The sequence below is a fragment of the Lactococcus sp. EKM203L genome (assembly GCF_011800585.1).
Classification (GTDB): domain Bacteria; phylum Bacillota; class Bacilli; order Lactobacillales; family Streptococcaceae; genus Lactococcus; species Lactococcus lactis.
Genome location: NZ_JAALEQ010000003.1, coordinates 372530 through 389730, shown reverse-complemented (window position 1 = coordinate 389730; position 17201 = coordinate 372530). Strand labels below are relative to the sequence as shown.

17 protein-coding genes are annotated in these 17201 nt (G+C 36.0%); 13 read left to right on the top strand and 4 right to left on the bottom strand.

The features are described from left to right. The first annotated feature begins 3 nt into the window (after positions 1 to 3). Both HFD15_RS07660 and HFD15_RS07655 read left to right on the top strand, forming a co-directional pair. Positions 4 to 1284, top strand: a complete 1281-nt coding sequence (locus HFD15_RS07660; RefSeq protein ID WP_003132450.1) for a DRTGG domain-containing protein — start codon at positions 4 to 6, stop codon at positions 1282 to 1284. Positions 1285 to 1302: 18 nt separating this feature from the next. After that, on the top strand, positions 1303 to 2226 hold the full coding sequence (locus HFD15_RS07655; RefSeq protein ID WP_023188883.1) for a bifunctional oligoribonuclease/PAP phosphatase NrnA: 924 nt from the start codon (positions 1303 to 1305) through the stop codon (positions 2224 to 2226). 128 nt (positions 2227 to 2354) lie between these two features. Here the strand turns inward: HFD15_RS07655 and HFD15_RS07650 are convergent, their stop codons facing one another. Beyond that, positions 2355 to 3323 carry an asparaginase gene (locus HFD15_RS07650; RefSeq protein ID WP_026138879.1) on the bottom strand — a complete coding sequence of 323 codons (969 nt, stop codon included), beginning with the start codon at positions 3321 to 3323 and terminating at the stop codon, positions 2355 to 2357. Positions 3324 to 3517: 194 nt separating this feature from the next. Between HFD15_RS07650 and HFD15_RS07645 the strand changes: the two genes are divergently transcribed. The 3 genes from HFD15_RS07645 (at position 3518) to HFD15_RS07635 (ending at position 6910) form a co-directional block, all read left to right on the top strand. After that, the gene (locus HFD15_RS07645) at positions 3518 to 4906 is read left to right on the top strand and encodes a Cof-type HAD-IIB family hydrolase (protein ID WP_012897434.1); all 1389 of its coding nucleotides are present in this window, start codon (positions 3518 to 3520) and stop codon (positions 4904 to 4906) included. A gap of 89 nt (positions 4907 to 4995) precedes the next feature. Continuing rightward, positions 4996 to 5340, top strand: coding sequence for a hypothetical protein (locus tag HFD15_RS07640; RefSeq protein WP_003132455.1), 345 nt, complete (start codon positions 4996 to 4998; stop codon positions 5338 to 5340). Positions 5341 to 5398: 58 nt separating this feature from the next. Next, a complete protein-coding gene (locus tag HFD15_RS07635) occupies positions 5399 to 6910 on the top strand; it encodes a flotillin family protein (protein WP_010905537.1) in 1512 nt (503 codons plus the stop codon). A 36-nt stretch (positions 6911 to 6946) separates the two neighbouring features. Here HFD15_RS07635 and HFD15_RS07630 read toward each other — a convergent pair whose 3' ends face one another. From HFD15_RS07630 to HFD15_RS07620, 3 genes are all read right to left on the bottom strand, one after another. Next, on the bottom strand, positions 6947 to 8299 hold the full coding sequence (locus HFD15_RS07630) for an aspartate kinase (RefSeq protein ID WP_003132457.1): 1353 nt from the start codon (positions 8297 to 8299) through the stop codon (positions 6947 to 6949). 229 nt (positions 8300 to 8528) lie between these two features. After that, positions 8529 to 9395, bottom strand: coding sequence for a patatin-like phospholipase family protein (locus tag HFD15_RS07625; RefSeq protein WP_058203252.1), 867 nt, complete (start codon positions 9393 to 9395; stop codon positions 8529 to 8531). After that, the gene (locus HFD15_RS07620) at positions 9385 to 9861 is read right to left on the bottom strand and encodes a MarR family winged helix-turn-helix transcriptional regulator (protein WP_058208754.1); all 477 of its coding nucleotides are present in this window, start codon (positions 9859 to 9861) and stop codon (positions 9385 to 9387) included. The genes HFD15_RS07625 and HFD15_RS07620 overlap by 11 nt, the downstream gene beginning before the upstream one ends. Positions 9862 to 9988: 127 nt before the next feature. Between HFD15_RS07620 and HFD15_RS07615 the strand changes: the two genes are divergently transcribed. The 8 genes from HFD15_RS07615 (at position 9989) to nrdR (ending at position 17170) form a co-directional block, all read left to right on the top strand. Continuing rightward, positions 9989 to 10657: an HAD family phosphatase gene (locus HFD15_RS07615; RefSeq protein ID WP_058208755.1), complete on the top strand. Its 669-nt coding sequence runs from the start codon at positions 9989 to 9991 to the stop codon at positions 10655 to 10657. A gap of 93 nt (positions 10658 to 10750) precedes the next feature. Further along, positions 10751 to 12715, top strand: a complete 1965-nt coding sequence (locus HFD15_RS07610) for a DHH family phosphoesterase (protein WP_003132463.1) — start codon at positions 10751 to 10753, stop codon at positions 12713 to 12715. Next, positions 12712 to 13164 (top strand): 50S ribosomal protein L9, encoded by a 453-nt coding sequence (gene rplI, locus HFD15_RS07605; protein ID WP_003132464.1) that lies wholly within the window; start codon positions 12712 to 12714, stop codon positions 13162 to 13164. Before HFD15_RS07610 ends, rplI begins: the two co-directional genes overlap by 4 nt. 5 nt (positions 13165 to 13169) lie before the next feature. After that, positions 13170 to 14537, top strand: a complete 1368-nt coding sequence (dnaB, locus tag HFD15_RS07600) for a replicative DNA helicase (protein WP_058208757.1) — start codon at positions 13170 to 13172, stop codon at positions 14535 to 14537. 194 nt (positions 14538 to 14731) lie between these two features. Further along, on the top strand, positions 14732 to 14989 hold the full coding sequence (locus HFD15_RS07595) for a Veg family protein (RefSeq protein ID WP_010905542.1): 258 nt from the start codon (positions 14732 to 14734) through the stop codon (positions 14987 to 14989). Between the two features lie 68 nt (positions 14990 to 15057). Next, the gene (locus tag HFD15_RS07590) at positions 15058 to 15831 is read left to right on the top strand and encodes a phosphotransferase family protein (RefSeq protein WP_003132467.1); all 774 of its coding nucleotides are present in this window, start codon (positions 15058 to 15060) and stop codon (positions 15829 to 15831) included. Positions 15832 to 15951: 120 nt separating this feature from the next. Continuing rightward, on the top strand, positions 15952 to 16605 hold the full coding sequence (trmB, locus tag HFD15_RS07585) for a tRNA (guanosine(46)-N7)-methyltransferase TrmB (RefSeq protein ID WP_003132468.1): 654 nt from the start codon (positions 15952 to 15954) through the stop codon (positions 16603 to 16605). A gap of 118 nt (positions 16606 to 16723) precedes the next feature. Continuing rightward, a complete protein-coding gene (gene nrdR, locus HFD15_RS07580) occupies positions 16724 to 17170 on the top strand; it encodes a transcriptional regulator NrdR (RefSeq protein ID WP_003132469.1) in 447 nt (148 codons plus the stop codon). Positions 17171 to 17201: the final 31 nt, after the last annotated feature.

Genomic DNA, 17201 nt, shown 5'->3' with positions numbered 1-17201 from the left:
TTTATGTCAAAGCACGAAGAAATATTAAATTATATTGAAGGTTTGGAAATTGGTAAACAAGTCAGTGTACGTGGGATTGCCAATCGAATGAAAGTCGCTGACGGAACGGCATATCGCGCAATCAAAGAAGCAGAAATACTAGGTTTGGTAGCCGTAAATGACCGTTCTGGAACCGTTAGAGTGGCAGTTAAAGGACAAAAAGTAGCCAATCGATTAACCTTTGGTAAACTTGCAGAAATAGCTAATGCTGATGTTTTAGGTGGACTTGCTGGATTAGAAGTCGAATTCAGCAAATTTGTCATTTCAGCCATGCAAAGAGAATCCTTCAAGCGCTACCTCTCGCCCAATGGTCTAGTTATCGTTGGTGACCGAAAAGAGATTCAAAATCTAGCCCTCAGAGAGCAGAATGCTGTTTTAGTTACTGGGGGCTTTGACGTGGACCAAGAAGTTGTCAACTATGCTAATCAATTAGGAATTCCTCTTTTACGGACATCCTATGATACCTTTACCGTTGCCAATCGTATTAGTCACGCTTTGGCCAATGAACTTATCAAAAAAGATATTATTACGGTCGGAGATGTCTTTCATCAAAAAAGGGCAACCTTACGGGAAGAAGATACAGTCAAAGATTTTTTAGATTTAGTTAAAAAAACGAACGACAGTCGTTTTGCCGTCGTAAACACTTACAATGTTGTTGTGGGTGTAGTTGCCATGCGGGATGTTACAAATAAGAAAAACGATACTCCGCTCAATAAAGTAATGACAAGAGCTAATGTTGCAAGAGCGAGTATGACAGTGGCGAGCGTTTCACAAAAGATGATTTATGAAGGCTATGATATGATGCCTGTCGTTTACGAAAATTATACTTACGCAGGAATTATTACCAAATCGGACCTTCTCCAAAGCTTACAAAAAGCTCAGGAAGAAAGTCAGGTGGCTCACACTTTCAGTGATAATATTGCTAATTCTTTGGTAGAAAAAGGCTCAGCCTACACCGTGACGGTCGAACCATTTATGATAAATAGCGTGGGAACAATTGCTAATGGTGTTTTTGCAGAACTAATTACGCAAGTTGTTCAACGTGTTTTTGCCAAAAAAAGACGACGGAATATCATCATTGAAGCATTAAATATGCATATGATGGGAGCTGCCGCTATTGACAATGTGCTAGAGATTTATCCAAAGGTGATTGGAGAAACACGAATTGGTGCAATGGTTGATTGTGAAATTTATCATGTCAATAACATCGTAGCTAAAGTTCTAGTCAATGTACAATTAACATAAAAAATAAAAGAGGAAAAAATGAACGAAATTTTAGAAAAAATAAAAGCCTATGAGCTTATTCTCATTCACAGACATAAAAATCCAGACCCAGACGCCATTGGTTCTCAAGCAGGACTTCGAGCAATTCTGAGAGAAAATTTCCCCGAAAAAAGAATTTATGCAGTTGGTTATGACGAACCAACCTTAACCTATTTAGCTGAAATGGATTTGGTCGAACTTAGAGAAGATGAAAAATATCTTTCTATTGTTTGTGACACAGCAAACACACCACGAATTGACGATGACCGCTACAAAAATGCTGATTTTCTAATTAAAATTGACCACCATCCAAATGATGATGCTTATGGAGATTTGTTGCTAGTGGAGCCTGAACGTAGCTCAGCATCAGAAATTGTTGCCGATTTTGCCTTTGAAACAGGTCTTAAATTGAATGCAGAAGCCGCCCGCCTCCTTTATGCGGGAATTATTGGAGATACTGGACGTTTCTTGTATCCAGCCACTTCGCCGAATACCTTAAAAGTAGCTTCAAAATTAGCAGAATTTCCATTTGACCGTCCAGCTTTAGGACGAGAAATGTCGTCATTTGATATGAAAGTTGCTCGCTTACAAGGATTTGTTTATGAAAATATGGAAGTTTCAGAAAAAGGAGCTGCACGTGTTTTATTAACTCAAGAAATTTTGAAAAAATTTGATTTACGTGACGCAGAAACTTCAAGTATTGTTTCTACACCGGGAAATATTCGAGGAATTGAATCTTGGGCAATATTTGTGGAACAAGCCGATGGACATTTCCGAGTAAGAATGCGTTCAAAAGTAAAGCCAATTAATGAAATTGCTAAAAGACATGATGGCGGAGGCCATGCACTAGCTTCCGGAGCTAATTCTTATTCTTTAGAAGAAAATCAACAAATTTGGCAAGAATTACAAGATAATTTAAAATAAATTTACTGACGAAAATAATTTCTCAGTCAGCTGATAATTCTGTCAGTAGCGATTGATTAATGAGCTTTAAATCAGTAAAAGAAAGAATCATCAGTCAGCTGATGATTCTTTTTTGTCAGTAATTTTTTTTAATTCTCCAAGAAAGGTCGTAATTCTGATAAATCTTTCAAGCCAGCATTCAATGCAATAATCAATTTAATACGCGCTTTTTGAGAATTGACTTCATCAGCAAACATCACGCCTGCTTCATAAAGTTGTGAACCACCGCCTTGATAGGAATAGACAGGTTCAGCAATTCCGTTAAAACAACGAGAAACAAGAACGACAGGAACCTTAGCATCTAGTAATCTTTGAAGCGATTGACTAGCAATAGGTGGGAGATTTCCCGCACCTAATGCTTCAATGACAAGACCGTCTAGTTGTTCCAAATTGAGTAAATCTAAAATTTCCCCAGTCATCCCAGCAAATGCTTTGACAATTGGCACTTTTCCATGAACAGTTGCAACATCTAAATGTTGATTTTCACTATCTTTATGGAAATAAATAATTTTATTTTTTGTCAGTAAACCGACAGGACCATGTGTAGGTGTTTGAAAAGTTGAAACATTAGTCGTGTGTGTTTTAGTGACATAACGAGCAGAATGAATCTCGTCATTCATAACAACAAGTACGCCACGGTCACTTGAATTACTGTCAGCAGCGACGCGAATAGCTGTCAGTAAATTATAAATTCCGTCAGTTCCTAATTCATTACTTGAGCGCATGGCACCAGTTAAAACAATTGGTTTACCACGCGAAAGAGTAGTGTCAAGGAAAAAAGCTGTTTCTTCAAGTGTGTCAGTTCCATGTGTAATGACCACTCCATCAAAATCCTCAGCAATAAAAGCTGTTTTGATTCGATTTTTCAAGACCAACATATCTGATAAAGTGACATGTGGACTAGGTAAGTTAAAAATATCCTCTGTCACTAAGTTTACTTCATCAAACTGCATGCTCACAGCATTCATTGGATTGACTGCATTTGGGGAAACATGACCATTTTCATCTTCCGCCATCGAAATTGTTCCACCAGTGTGGAGAATTAAGATTTTTTTCATCATTATTTCCTTATCTATCTATAATAAACAATAATTAAATATTTAAATTTAAAGACTCCGAATAAAAGCCAGCATTAGCATTATATCAAAATTTAGTCCAGAAAAAAATAACTAATAAATGAAATAGAATTAAAATTACTGTATAATTTAGTTAATAAATGAAAGCTTTGCCAAAGCTAGAAAAGATTTGAGAGATGGATATAAAAGCAGTATTTTTTGATTTAGATGGAACCCTGTTTACTTCAACACGAGGAGTAGCAACAAGTACTCGTAAAGCAATACAAGAGCTACGTCAAAAAGATATTTTTGTCGGGATTGCCACCGGGCGAGGCCCAGCTTTTGTCATGCCATTATTAGAAGATTTAGATTTAGACTTTGCTGTAAGTTACAACGGTCAGTATATTTTCACACCAAAAGAAGTGATTTTCCAAAATCCTTTAGAACAAAAATCCTTAAAAAACCTGATAAATTATGCCACTGAAAACCATTCTGACATCTCTTTGGGAACAGCCCACGGTGTAAATGGCTCTGGCCTTTTAAAATTTGGCGAGACACGTTTAGCCAGTTTTTTGTCAGGCGTTTTGCCCTCAGGTACTTCCGGGGTGGCAAGAAACAGTTTTAAACACATTATTCGCAGAGTTTTACCGCAAAATTCAAATTTAGCTGATAATGAAGAAGAAGTAATTTATCAGGCGATGATGGTTGCAACAAGAAACGAAACGGCTCGCCTACAGGAGGCATTTCCAGAATTACTGGTGACACGAAGCAATCCTTATTCTGTTGACTTAATTTCAAAATCAGGAGGAAAATTACCAGGAATTCAAAGATTAGGAGAACACTATGGCTTTACTTTAGACCAAGTCATGTGTTTTGGCGATTCGGAAAATGATTTGACGATGATTTCTGGAGTTGGTTATGGGATTGCGATGGGCAATGCTGTACCAGAAGTGAAAAAGATTGCGACTTATATTACAGATACCAATAATCAAGATGGAATCGCCAAAGCATTAGCTTACTATGGCTTAATTCATTATTCTGTTGAAAAAGACTTTGTTTCTAAAGACCAAAACTTCAATAAAGTAAAAGATTTCCACCGATTAATGGACGGAAAAACACAAGAAATTCCTAAAGCCTTTTCACCAACAGAAGCAAGTTTCCGGGCTGATTTCAAAGTCGAAGAAATTGTCGAATTTCTTTACGCCTCTGCTGACGGTAACCAAGAGAAATTTACAGAACTTGTGAATAATTTACATCAAGCCGTCGATAAGGCAGCAAATAAAGTGACTTTAAAAGAGCATAATGAAGACAGCTTGACTGGCCAAGTAGATGCTATGATTGATTTGCTCTATTTCACTTATGGCTCGCTTGTTCTTTCAGGAATTGACCCTTATGAAATCTTCAATGCTGTTCATCGAGCAAATATGGGGAAAATTTTTCCAGATGGACGTCCACACTTTGACCCGATTACACACAAAGTCTTAAAACCAGAAGATTGGGAAGAAAAATTTGCTCCAGAAGGAAAAATAAAAAAAGAACTAGAACGACAAAAAAGAGTAGCCGCTAAAAAACACGAAAATAAATAAGAAAATAACAATTTTTTACTGATAAGCTTCTTCATAAAATGGTATAATATTAAGAAAGCGTAACAAAAGGCTTTCAAGGAGAATAAGGGATGCTATTTATTATCATTACTTTGATTATCATTGTACTCATCATCTTTTTAACAATCTTATTACTCCCAGGAATGGCATTTTTTAACAAAATGTCCGATCAAAAGTATAATGCGGATGAAAAAGATTTATTGACAGGAATTTTGACAACAGCCATCAGTTCAAAAGAGGCGACTGGCGAAGTTATGACGACCTTTGTCAATGAATCACGTAAAACAATGCCTGCAAAAATTTATCTACCAAATAAGGATAATATCGAGCAAATTGAATCAGGAGCACAAGTTCTGATTATTGAGAGTAAAGCGGGAATTGCTTACGTTATTCCTTATCAACAAACGATTTATTAGCAATAGAGAACCTAAAAATTGCTCAAATAAATAAAATTTATTATACAAAGGAGACATTATGCCACTACTTTATATTTTGGCAATTGTGGTGATTGTTATCATCTTAATTCTATTAGGAATTATCGCTGCAAACTACAAAAAATCAGGACCTCAAGCGGCCCTTATCGTTTATGGTTCAGGTCTAGGTTCAAAAGGTGTCAATAAAGACTCACAAGGGAATCGATTAAAAGTGGTTCGTGGTTCTGGTACCTTTGTTTTACCAATCTTCCAAAATGCGAGATACCTCAGCTTACAATCTGCTGCAATCGATATTAAAACGGAAAAAGTTCTCTCGAAAGATAAAATTCCAGTAACGGTTGAAGCCACAGCTATGATTAAAGTAGGTTCTACTTTGCAAGATATTGCGACAGCTGCTGAGCAATTTTTAGGTAAAAGAGATGAACAACGTGACGCAATGGCTGACCAAGTGCTTCGTGGACATCTTCGGGCGATTGTTGGAACAATGACAGTATCTGAACTAATCGAAGACCGTAATAAGTTTTCAGCTGAAGTTCAAGGTCAAGCAGGGACTGACCTCTCAAAAATGGGACTTTCAATCGTTTCATTCGTTATTAATGACATTCGTGATGACCAAAACTACATCAAAGCATTAGGTGCTAAAGAAGTAGCGCGTGTTCAACAAGAAGCAGCGATTGCTGTTGCAAATGCCGACAAGGAAACACGTATTCAAAAAGCAGCGGCTGATCAAGATGCCCAAAAAGCTGAAGCACTTGCCGCAACTCAAGTTGCCAATGCCCAAAAGGAAAAAGCAATCAGTTTAGCTCACTATGAGCAAGAACAATCAATTGCTGCTGCTGAAGCAAAAGCTCAAGCTGACCAAGCCCAAGCCTCTGCTGACCAAGCTTACGCGATTCAAGAAGCAATTTCTAAAAAAGAAACAACTGAAGCTGAAATGCAAGTTGAATTGATTAAAAAGCAAAGAGAAACTGACTTAGAAACTCAAGAAGTTCTCCGTAAAGCACAGGAAAATGAAGCTAATGTTGTAAAAGCTGCTGAAGCTGCCAAGGCTGCACAAATTGCTAAAGCCGAAGCCGATGCGCGTGAACGCGAAGTGAGAGCACAGGCCGAAGCAGCCGCTATTGAAGCTACAGCCAAAGCCACCGCTAAACAACGTGAAGTAACAGCAATGGCCGAAGCTACAGCTATTGAAGCAACTGGTAAAGCTGAAGCCGAAGCGATTCGCCTTAAAGGGCTTGCCGAAGCCGAAGCAATTGATAAAAAAGCCGAAGCAATGCAAAAAATGAATGATGCGGCTAAATTGAATATGGCACTTGAAATTCTTCCAGAAGTTGTTGCTAGTGTATCAAGTAATCTTCAAGCTGTTGATTCTATTAATATTTATGGTGGAGAAGGTTCGTCAAAAATTCTCGGAATGTCACAAGAAAGCCTTAAACAAGGCCTTGATGTCTTAGGAACAATGGGAATTGACGTCCCTGACTTATTAAATAATTTTAGCAGTCGTGGTAATTCCAATGAGACACTTGAAAAAGTCGAAAAAATAGAAGAATAAAAAACAGCTCTTAGAGCTGTTTTTTATTAACATATTTTAGTCAAAAAAGGCTGAATAAATCGCTTTTAGAGCTTCTTTTTCGTATTTTTCTTTGACAATAAACATGACGGAAACTTCGCTTGAACCTTGCGAAAGCATAGCGATTGAAATGCCTTGTTTAGAAAGTGCTGCTGTTGCTCTAGCGGTAACCCCAACGTGTTCCTTCATATCTTCACCAACAATGGTGATAATAGAGAAATCACGGTCAATATAAACTTCATCAGGATGGAGCGATTCTGTAAGATTAGAAATAAGGGCTTTTGAAATAGGTTGAGTTAGATAGCGGCTGCGAATAATGATAGACATGTCATCAATACCAGTTGGCATATGCTCAAAACGAACTCCTAAATTTTCCAATACAGAAAGGACTTTTCGGCCGAATCCAACCTCACGGTTCATCAGATATTTACTGACATAAAGAGAAGAGAAGGCACTAGATGAAGCAATTCCAACGACAGGTGAGCCTTTAGTCTCTCTTTGAACAACAATTTTTGTTCCGGGATGATCAGGGTTATTTGTATTCTTGATGACCAAAGGAACATGGGCACGATAGGCAGGAACGAGTGCTTCGTCATGTAAAACAGAAAAACCAGAATAAGCAAGTTCTCGCATTTCACGGTAAGTTAATTCAGAGATATAAGCTGGATTCTTAACGATGCCAGGGTGAGCAGCGAAAATTCCATTCACATCAGTAAAGTTTTCATAGAGTTCAGCTCGCACACCAGCCGCAATAATTGAGCCAGTAATATCAGAACCACCACGGGAAAAAGTGCAAACCTCACCCTCTTTTGTGATTCCAAAAAAACCAGGGATGATTAATGTTTCTTCAAGTTCATTAAGATATTTAATATGTTCATAAGCTCCACCAAGCAATCGAGCATTTCCAGGATCAGATGAAACCATAATTCCAGCATCTGATGGATGAACATAGCGACTTGGTAAGCCAGAATGATTGAAAAAATCTGCGACTAATTTAGCATTATTATTTTCACCAGCGGCTAAAAAAGTATCATAAGTAAAAACATTATCTAAATCTAACTGGGCTAAATGGTTGATATTTTCTGCGATTTGATTAATGACTGGACTTTTTAAGCCAAGTTCATCATAGATTTCTCGAAATCTTTCAATAATCCAATTCTGATAATAGTGAATTCCTTTTTCATCAGCTGATTTATAAGCTTTATAATAAGCAATCAAAGCATCGGTAACTTTAGTATCAGCCCCCGAACGTTTGCCTGGTGCAGAAACCACAATAAATTTTCTTTGTTTATCGGCTTGAACAATATCAAAAACTTTTTTGATTTGCGAAGCTGATGCGAGAGACGAACCTCCAAATTTTGCAACTTTCACTAAATATTACCTTCCTTCAAGATTAAATTAAATTATAAATTGATTTATTATAGCTAATTTTCAGATAATTTTCAATAAATAACTCATTTATAGCCTATTTTCTTTCTGCAGTATTCAATAAATAATTATTTTGATGACAATACTTAAAAAACTTACATTAAAAGTAGTTAATGTAAGTTTTGATTTGATAAGAGACAGTTTGAAAGTTAGTGTCTTCAAAAGAAATGAATTATAACCAGCGTTCTTTTATCAGAGCAGCCTCAGCTTGTCCTTGTTCACGACCTGCTTGAGCAACAAAGGGACGAATTTTTGCTTCCACCGTATTATAGTTAAAATCTTTTAAAATATTCATTGTTTTTTCAGAGGGAAGAACCAGGCTGGTTTCTGTCCCTTTTTTCTCTAATTGAGCGAGTAAATCCTCTAATTTATATGGAACATCGACAGGCAGTCCAGTTGAAAGAACAAGCATCTTGTCGGCATCAGCAACGACATCTGGATTTTCCATTGAAAAAGAACCACCATCAAAAAAATGTTTTCCATTGATTTCAACTGAAGGCCAGACGCCTTGAAGGGCTCCACTTGCTTGTAAAGCCACTAGAATATCAACATTTGAATTTTCATCAAAAACTTGACGCTCAATATCCTCAATATTGGTTGCAACGATTCGTAATTTGCTGTTCCAGCGGGCTTGACCTGAACCATAACGTTCTTTAAGCATAGCTAATCGTTCCTCCTTAGAGATAAAAGGTTGGGTTTTCTTAGAAATTTCAGCTTCCGCCGCAATCCAGTCTTTGGCTGAATGAGAATTTTTAGCAATGTTTTCAAATGTTTTGAAAAGCTCTCCCATTTTTTCATCGGAGATGGGAGTGATTTCACTAATCTCTTTTTCAATCTGTTCCTTCCAGATTAAATCCCAATCTTTATCTGAGCTAACAATTACGCTTGCTTGTGAACCAGCAGATGTTCCAACAAAAATATCGGCCTCTCTAATGGGCAGCCCAGCTTCTTCTAGACCTCTAAGATATCCAAGTTCCCAAGCGATACCAAAATGTCCGCCACCGCCTAATACAACCGCTCTTTTTAAATTATTTGTCATTTTTCTTCTTTTCCTCTTCATAAATTTGATTTGCATTTTGAGTCATTTGATTCAATACTTTAAATGCAATTGCTTTTTCTTGGGGATCAATTCCCTCTGATAGCAAGTATTCTCTCTCTTCTGTCATTTCTTCAATTTGAGTTTGGATTTCTCTTGCTTTTTGAGTCAATGAGACACGATAAACGCGTTTATCTTTTTCATCGCGGCCTCTGCTAACGTATTCTTTTTCAATCAGGCCTTTAATTGCTCGATGAACACTAGATTTATCGATACTTAAATCATCAGTAATTTGTTCTTGGCTTTGATTGTCTTTGATATATAAAGAAATCAAACAAAGCAATTGAATATAATTGATGTCAAAAGGCACTAAGCGTTTTGTGAAATAAATATAACCTCTTCTATAAATTTCAGAAGAAAGCTTCCCAATAAATTGGATTCCTTGATATTCATATTGATTGTCTTCCATAAATTCCTCCGTCGAATATAATATATCTCAAATTAGTTGTCTCGTCAACTAATTTTCATGGAAAATAAAAATACTTTTATAAAGAAGTATATTGAACCATGCTTAGATACTGTGCTATAATGGTTCTATGAAATTTAAAGCAGTGATTTTTGATATGGATGGTGTTCTTGTTGACACCGAACGTTATTATTTACAAAGAAGAGAAGAATTTTTTGGCGGTCATGGAATTTCTATTAGCCACTTGACGCCTAGTGATTTTATTGGTGGAAATATGAAAGATATTTGGCCACGAATTTTGCAAGGGTCTTTTGATGAAGAAAAAGCGAGTGAATTGCAAGAAGACTATGAGCAATTCAAAGAAAATCATCCGATGCCTTATGCAGAACTTTTATTTTCTGATGTGCCTGATATTTTAGAATTTTTGCGTCAAAAAGAAGTAAAAATTGCACTTGCTTCAAGTTCGTCAATGTTTGATATCAAACAAATGTTAGATATACATCAATTGAATTCTTATTTTAAAGTAGTGGTTTCAGGAAATGACTTTAAACAAACGAAACCAAATCCAGAAATTTATCAATCAACAATGAAGAAATTGGGTGTAACACCTTCTGAAACATTAATTATTGAGGATTCTGAAAAAGGAATTCAAGCTGGAGAAGCAGCTGGAGCGACCGTTTGGGCAATTGAAGACAAACGCTTTGGCATGAATCAAGAGAAGGCTGACTTAAAGGTAGATTCACTGACAGCTATTCAAAAATTACTGACAGAATCATCACTAAAGATGATAAAGGCTTAATAAACATTTTAAAAGAAAAAATCACTGACAAATCGGTGATTCTTTAAGTTTTTTCTGTCCTATGTTAAAATAGAGGAATATAGGAGTAATATTATGAATTTTGTCCGTCGGTTTTCACCGCTTGCTATTATTATCATAATGGTTATTGTTCAAATCATTGAGACTGTTGTTGTTCATGTTTCAGCAACACGTTGGTCAATTTGGATTTATTTGTTGATTTTGAACATAGCGATTACACTCATTTTACTATCACAAACTCAAAACTATCAATTGCGTCGTCAAGATTTTATTCGTAAAATTAATGATGAAGCAGAAAATTCGCTCAATGCTACCTTGGATAATATGCCAATTGGGGTCATCCGTTTTAATAGTGAAACCTTTGAACCTGAATGGTTTAATCCATTCATTGATATGATTTTTAAGGGAAATGACAAAGTTATCAATCGTGACGATATTAAAAAGATATTGAAAAATGCGAGCGATGACCAGTATATCACCCTTGGTAAGCAAAAATATGTCGCAGAACTTGATTCTGATAAGAATCTTATTTATTTAATTGATGCCACAAAAGAAGTTGCTTTTAAATCAGAATTTAATGACAGTCGTGCGGTTATTGGTGCGATTTCTGTTGACAATTATGATGATGCTACAGATTTAATTACTGACAGCGGTCGAACAGCTATTAATAGTTTTATCGCTTCATTTTTAGAAGAATTTGCTGACAAATACGGAGTTTATCTTCGCCGTATTAATAGCAGTCGCCATTATTTTTTCTGTGATTATCGTATTCTTGAAAAAATGATTAACGATAAATTTTCTGTTCTAAAAGAATTTCGAGAACTTTCATCTCAAAAAGAAATTCCTTTGACTCTTTCAGTTGGTGTGGCTTATGGTTGGAATGATTTTCCAGTTATTGGTAAAGTTGCTCTAAATAATCTTGAATTAGCCCAAGTCCGTGGTGGAGATCAAGTTGTACTGAGAGAAAATACTCCTCAAGCTCGTCCTGTTTATTTCGGCGGTAATTCCGAAAGTAGAACGCAAAAAAGCAGAACAAGAGCACGGGCCATTTCAACAGCACTTCGGACAATTATTGCCGAAGCAGAAGATGTCTTTATTGTAGGACATCGCTTTACAGATATGGATGCGCTTGGAGCAGCGGTGGCTATGAAGGCATTTGCTAATATGTCTGGAAAAGAAGCCTTTGTCGTTTATGATCCTGAACAGTTATTGCCAGATGTTGAGCGTGCAATTAATAAAATGAATGAGTCTTCTGATGGTTTTACGCATATTGTCCAGTTAGAAACTGCCCAAAAACTGAAGAAAAAAGATTCATTACTTATCATGGTTGACCATTCAAAAACAAGTCAAACCTTAAATCTTGAATTCTATAAATCATTTGAGAAATTAGTAGTCATTGACCACCACAGACGTGATGATGATTTTCCAGAACATGCACTTCTGTCATATATTGAATCATCAGCAAGCTCTGCTAGTGAATTAACTGTCGAAATTCTTCAATTCCATGATAACAATCAAAGAAAAATGTCAACCATTGAAGCTAGTATTGTTCTTGCGGGTATTGAATTAGACACTAAAAACTTTACAAAAACAACGACCGAAAGAACATTTGAAGCAGCAGCTTATCTACGCTCTCGTGGAGCTGATAACGATTTAATTAAAATGATTATGGCTACTGACTTTGATAAATATAAGAAGGCCAATGAAATTGTTCTTAATGCAAAAATGGTTTTACCAGGAATTGCTTTAGGAGTTGGACTTAAACATCAAAAATATGATAATATAGCAACAGCAAAAGCTGCTGACACTCTCCTAGATATGGCAGGGATTACTGCTGCATTTGCAATTACACAACATACTAATGGCTATATTTCTATTTCTGCTCGTTCTCGAAATGGTTTTAATGTTCAAACGATTATGGAGCAAATGGGTGGGGGTGGACATTTTAATAATGCTGCAACCCAAATATATGAAAAATATATCGATGAAGTGCAAGAAGATTTAATTGAAATACTAAAAGAAAGAGAAAACGAAAAATGAAAGTTGTATTCTTAGAAGACGTTAAAGGACAAGGAAAAAAAGGTCAAATTAAAGAAGTCCCAACAGGTTATGCTCAAAACTTTTTAATTAAGAAAAATTTGGCAAAAGTTGCTACAGCAGCTGCTCTTTCTGAAGTGAAAGGTCAAGCCAAAGCTAAGGAAAAAGAAGAAGCAGAACTTTTAGCAGAAGCAAAAGCCCTTAAAGAAGTTCTTGAAAAAGAAGACACTGTTGTTGAAATCAAAATGAAAGTTGGACAAACAGGTCACACTTTTGGTGCTGTAGATAAAGCAGATATCGCAAAAGCCCTTAAAAGTCAATTTAATCTCAAGTTAGATAAACGCAAAATTCAATTGATTAACAAAATTCAAGCTTTGGGAACAAAAGATGTACCAGTTAAACTTCACCGTGATGTGACAGCCGTGGTTAAAGTCAAAATTAGCGAGGCCTAAACTAAATGCCCGAAATTGATTTAATAAAAGCCCCGCCTCAAGACCTAGCTGCTGAGCAGGCCGTTCTTGGGGCTGTTTTTTTAGATAGCGAACGCTTAGTCGAAATTAAAGAATTTTTAAGTTCAGATGATTTCTATAAAAATGCTCACAAGATAATTTTTCGGACAATGGAAAAATTATCTGATGCTCGTGAAGCAATTGACGTCTTAACCATTCGTTCACATCTTGAAAGTCAAGGGGAGCTGGAGGCAATTGGGGGGATTGCTTATATTGCAGAACTTGCCACCGCAACCCCCACCGCAGCAAATGCGGCCTATTATGCCAAGATTGTTGCTGAAAAATCATTACTCCGCCAACTGATAAATCGTCTAACTGAATCAGTCGAAAAAGCTTATGAACAAGATTCACCAGCGGACGATATTTTAGCTCAAGCAGAAAAAAGTTTAATTGACGTCCAACAAGGACGTAATACAAATGGCTTTAAGAAAATTTCTGATGTCCTAGCGATTCATATGGATGACCTTGAGCAAAAAGCTCAACAAAAGTCTAATATTACAGGTATCGCAACAGGTTATCCCGCTTTAGATAACATGACAACAGGTCTTCATGAAGAAGAATTGATTATTCTTGCGGCTCGTCCAGCGGTTGGTAAAACAGCTTTTGCCTTAAATATTGCTCAAAATATTGGGACAAAGCAAGACCGGACAGTTGCAATTTTCTCTCTTGAAATGGGGGCAGAAAGTCTTGTCAGCCGGATGATTGCTGCCGAAGGTTCAATTGATTCACACAGCTTACGTACTGGACAATTAAATGACCAAGAATGGAATGATTATTTCATGGCAACAGGGACTTTATCAAGAGCAAGTATTTATATTGATGACACACCAGGGATAAAGATTTCTGAAATTCGGGCGCGTTCAAGAAAATTAGCCCAAGAAACAGGAAATCTTGGTTTGATTGTTATTGACTACTTACAATTGATTTCTGGAACTGGTCGAGAAAATCGTCAACAAGAAGTTTCTGAAATTTCTCGTCAGTTAAAAATTTTAGCTAAAGAATTAAAAGTTCCTGTTATTGCCCTTTCACAGCTCTCACGTGGAGTGGAACAACGTCAAGATAAACGACCAGTTTTGTCTGATATCCGTGAATCTGGGTCAATCGAGCAAGATGCCGATATTGTCGCATTTCTTTATCGAGATGACTATTATGAACGTGGAACTGGTGAAGATGAAGACGGTGAAGAGATTCTGGAAGATAATAAAGTTGAAGTTATTATTGAAAAAAACCGTTCAGGAAGCCGTGGAACAGTTGAATTACTCTTTATTAAAGAGCATAATAAATTCGCAAGTATTGATAACCGATATGGCGACTAGATTTTTTTGACTAATTCGTGTTATAATATGAGTAATTGTCTAATTCTCTTTATTAATAAAAATGAACGATAAAGAATACATTATAAAATTTGATTCTTTTAATCAAAAAAGAGAGATATAATCAAGGATAAAATTAGATTTATAAGGTAAGCGTTCGGAGAAATCCGACTTTTACGTCTTATTTGGAGGAAAAAATGGATAACCAAAATCAAGAAATAGGAAAAATCGTTGACATTCGTGAAAAAGTTCAAGCACACTTGGGTGAAACGATTGAAATTACTTCACAATTTGGTCGTAAACGCGAAAATCGTCATAAAGTGAACTTGATTGAAGCCTATGCAACACATTTCATTATTGAAAATATTCCGGCTCGTGGTCCTAAAACAACTGAGTCATATCAATATGCTGACATTTTGACTCAAACTATTTTAATTCACTATCCAAACGCATAAGTTTGAGGAATAAAGTAAATGGTTCAAATAATGATTAATAGATTTTTAAAGGAAAGGAGGAGATAAGGATGATGAAAGCCGATTGGGATATGACGCCTGTTAAAGGTGGCTCTGGCAATGCATTTTTTGGGAAAAGTGATCAGGAACGCGTTTTTATTAAAAAAAACGGCAGTCCATTTTTGCCGAGTATTTATCTTGAGGGAATCACGCCAAAAGTCTTATGGACAAAACGTACGGCTGAAGGCGATACCTTATCTGCTCAACCTTGGATTGACGGTCATACACTAAGTCCTGAGGATATGGAAGACCGCCAAATTAATCATATTTTAGCACATTTGCATGACTCAAAAAAATTGGTTGAATCTTATAAGAAGTTGGGAAGTCAAATTATTCTTCCTGAACAATTATTAGAGGATTGTGTCCAAAATACTGAGGCTTTACGAACAAATCATTTTTTGTCAGGAATCATTGAAGAAATGCGTCAACAAGTTCCCGAAATCAAAAATGAAGAGGTCGTAGTCGTTCATGGCGATGTCAATCATAAAAATTGGTTAGTAGATGATAATTCAGGAAAAATTTATTTAGTAGATTGGGATACCGTCTTTTTATCAGATTCAATGGTTGATATGGCACATGTTTTATCACATTATATTAAACCAAATAACTGGTCTTTGTGGTTGATGACATCTGGTGTTAGACCTCGTTCAGATATTATGGATAAAGTGGCTTGGTATGGAAAACTTTCTTTTCTTCGCCAAATCTCTGAATATCTTTCTAGAGGAAAAATGAAAGAAGTGAATCAAGAAATCTTGGGACTTCGTAAATTTTGTGAATTATTTTAGTAAAAATAGGCTAGGGTTTGGACCTTCCTATTTTTTGGCTTATAATTGAATAATAAAAATAAAGAAATAGAAGATCACTTTTGCTGATTTTCTATCAAAAATTAAAAAATTGAGGTAAAAATGCGCGTCAGAAATCGTAAAGGGGCAGGCGAAATGCTTGCTGAAAACGCACATATCGTAGTTGAAAATCCAGCGGACTTTAAAGGACGTTGGTCAGAACGTTTTGGAAATGATCATCCGATTCATATTGAAGTGGGTTGTGGAAAAGGAGCTTTCATCACAGGAATGGCAGCTCTTCATCCAGAAATAAATTACATTGCAATTGATATGCAATTATCAGTTTTATCTTATGCTTTAGATAAAGCAATTGAAGCAGATTTGCCAAACGTACAAATGATGCTTGTTGATGGAGCTGCTTTGAGTGAATATTTTGCTGATGGTGAAATTGACCAAGTCTATTTGAACTTTTCTGACCCTTGGCCAAAAGGACGTCATGAAAAACGTCGTTTGACTTATAAATCTTTTCTTGCAACTTATGAAAAGATTTTACGTCCTGAAGGTGAAATTCATTTCAAAACTGACAATCGTGGATTGTTTGAATATTCTTTAGTTTCTTTAGCTAACTATGGCATGGAACTTAAAAAAGTTTGGTTAGATTTACACCAAGACGAAGAATTTGCGCCTCAAAATGTAATGACCGAGTATGAGCAAAAATTCTCACAAAAAGGTCAAGTAATTTATAGATTAGAAGCAAAATTTTTGCCTAAGAAGTAAATAAGTTGCTTTCTGTCATTAAAACTAATGAAAAAAATTACTGACAGAATAAGAAAGTCTAAACCAATTTTCTGTCAGTAAAATTAATAAGAATTTATTATCTATTAAGGAGAATAAAATGAGATGTCCAAAGTGTTCTTCTGAAGAATCAAAAGTTGTTGATTCAAGACAAGCCGAAGATGCTATTCGCCGTCGTCGTGTTTGTGAATCATGTGGTTTTCGCTTCACAACCTTTGAACGTATCGAAGAAATGCCCCTTTTAGTCATCAAAAAAGATGACAAACGTGAACCCTTTAATCGTGAAAAAATTGTTCGTGGTTTAGTTCGTTCAGCATACAAACGCCCAGTATCAAGTGAAGATATTGAAACAACAGTTGCAAATGTTGAAAGAAAAATTCGTCAACTAGACAGTAATGAAGTTGAATCAGATGTTATTGGTGAATTTGTGATGCAAGAATTAGCTGAATTGGATGATATCACCTATATCAGATTTGCCAGCGTCTATCGTTCATTCAAAGATGTCAGTGAATTAGAAGAGCTCCTTAAAAATATTACCAAAAAATAAATCCGTCAGTAAAAAGTGACTGAATAAGGAA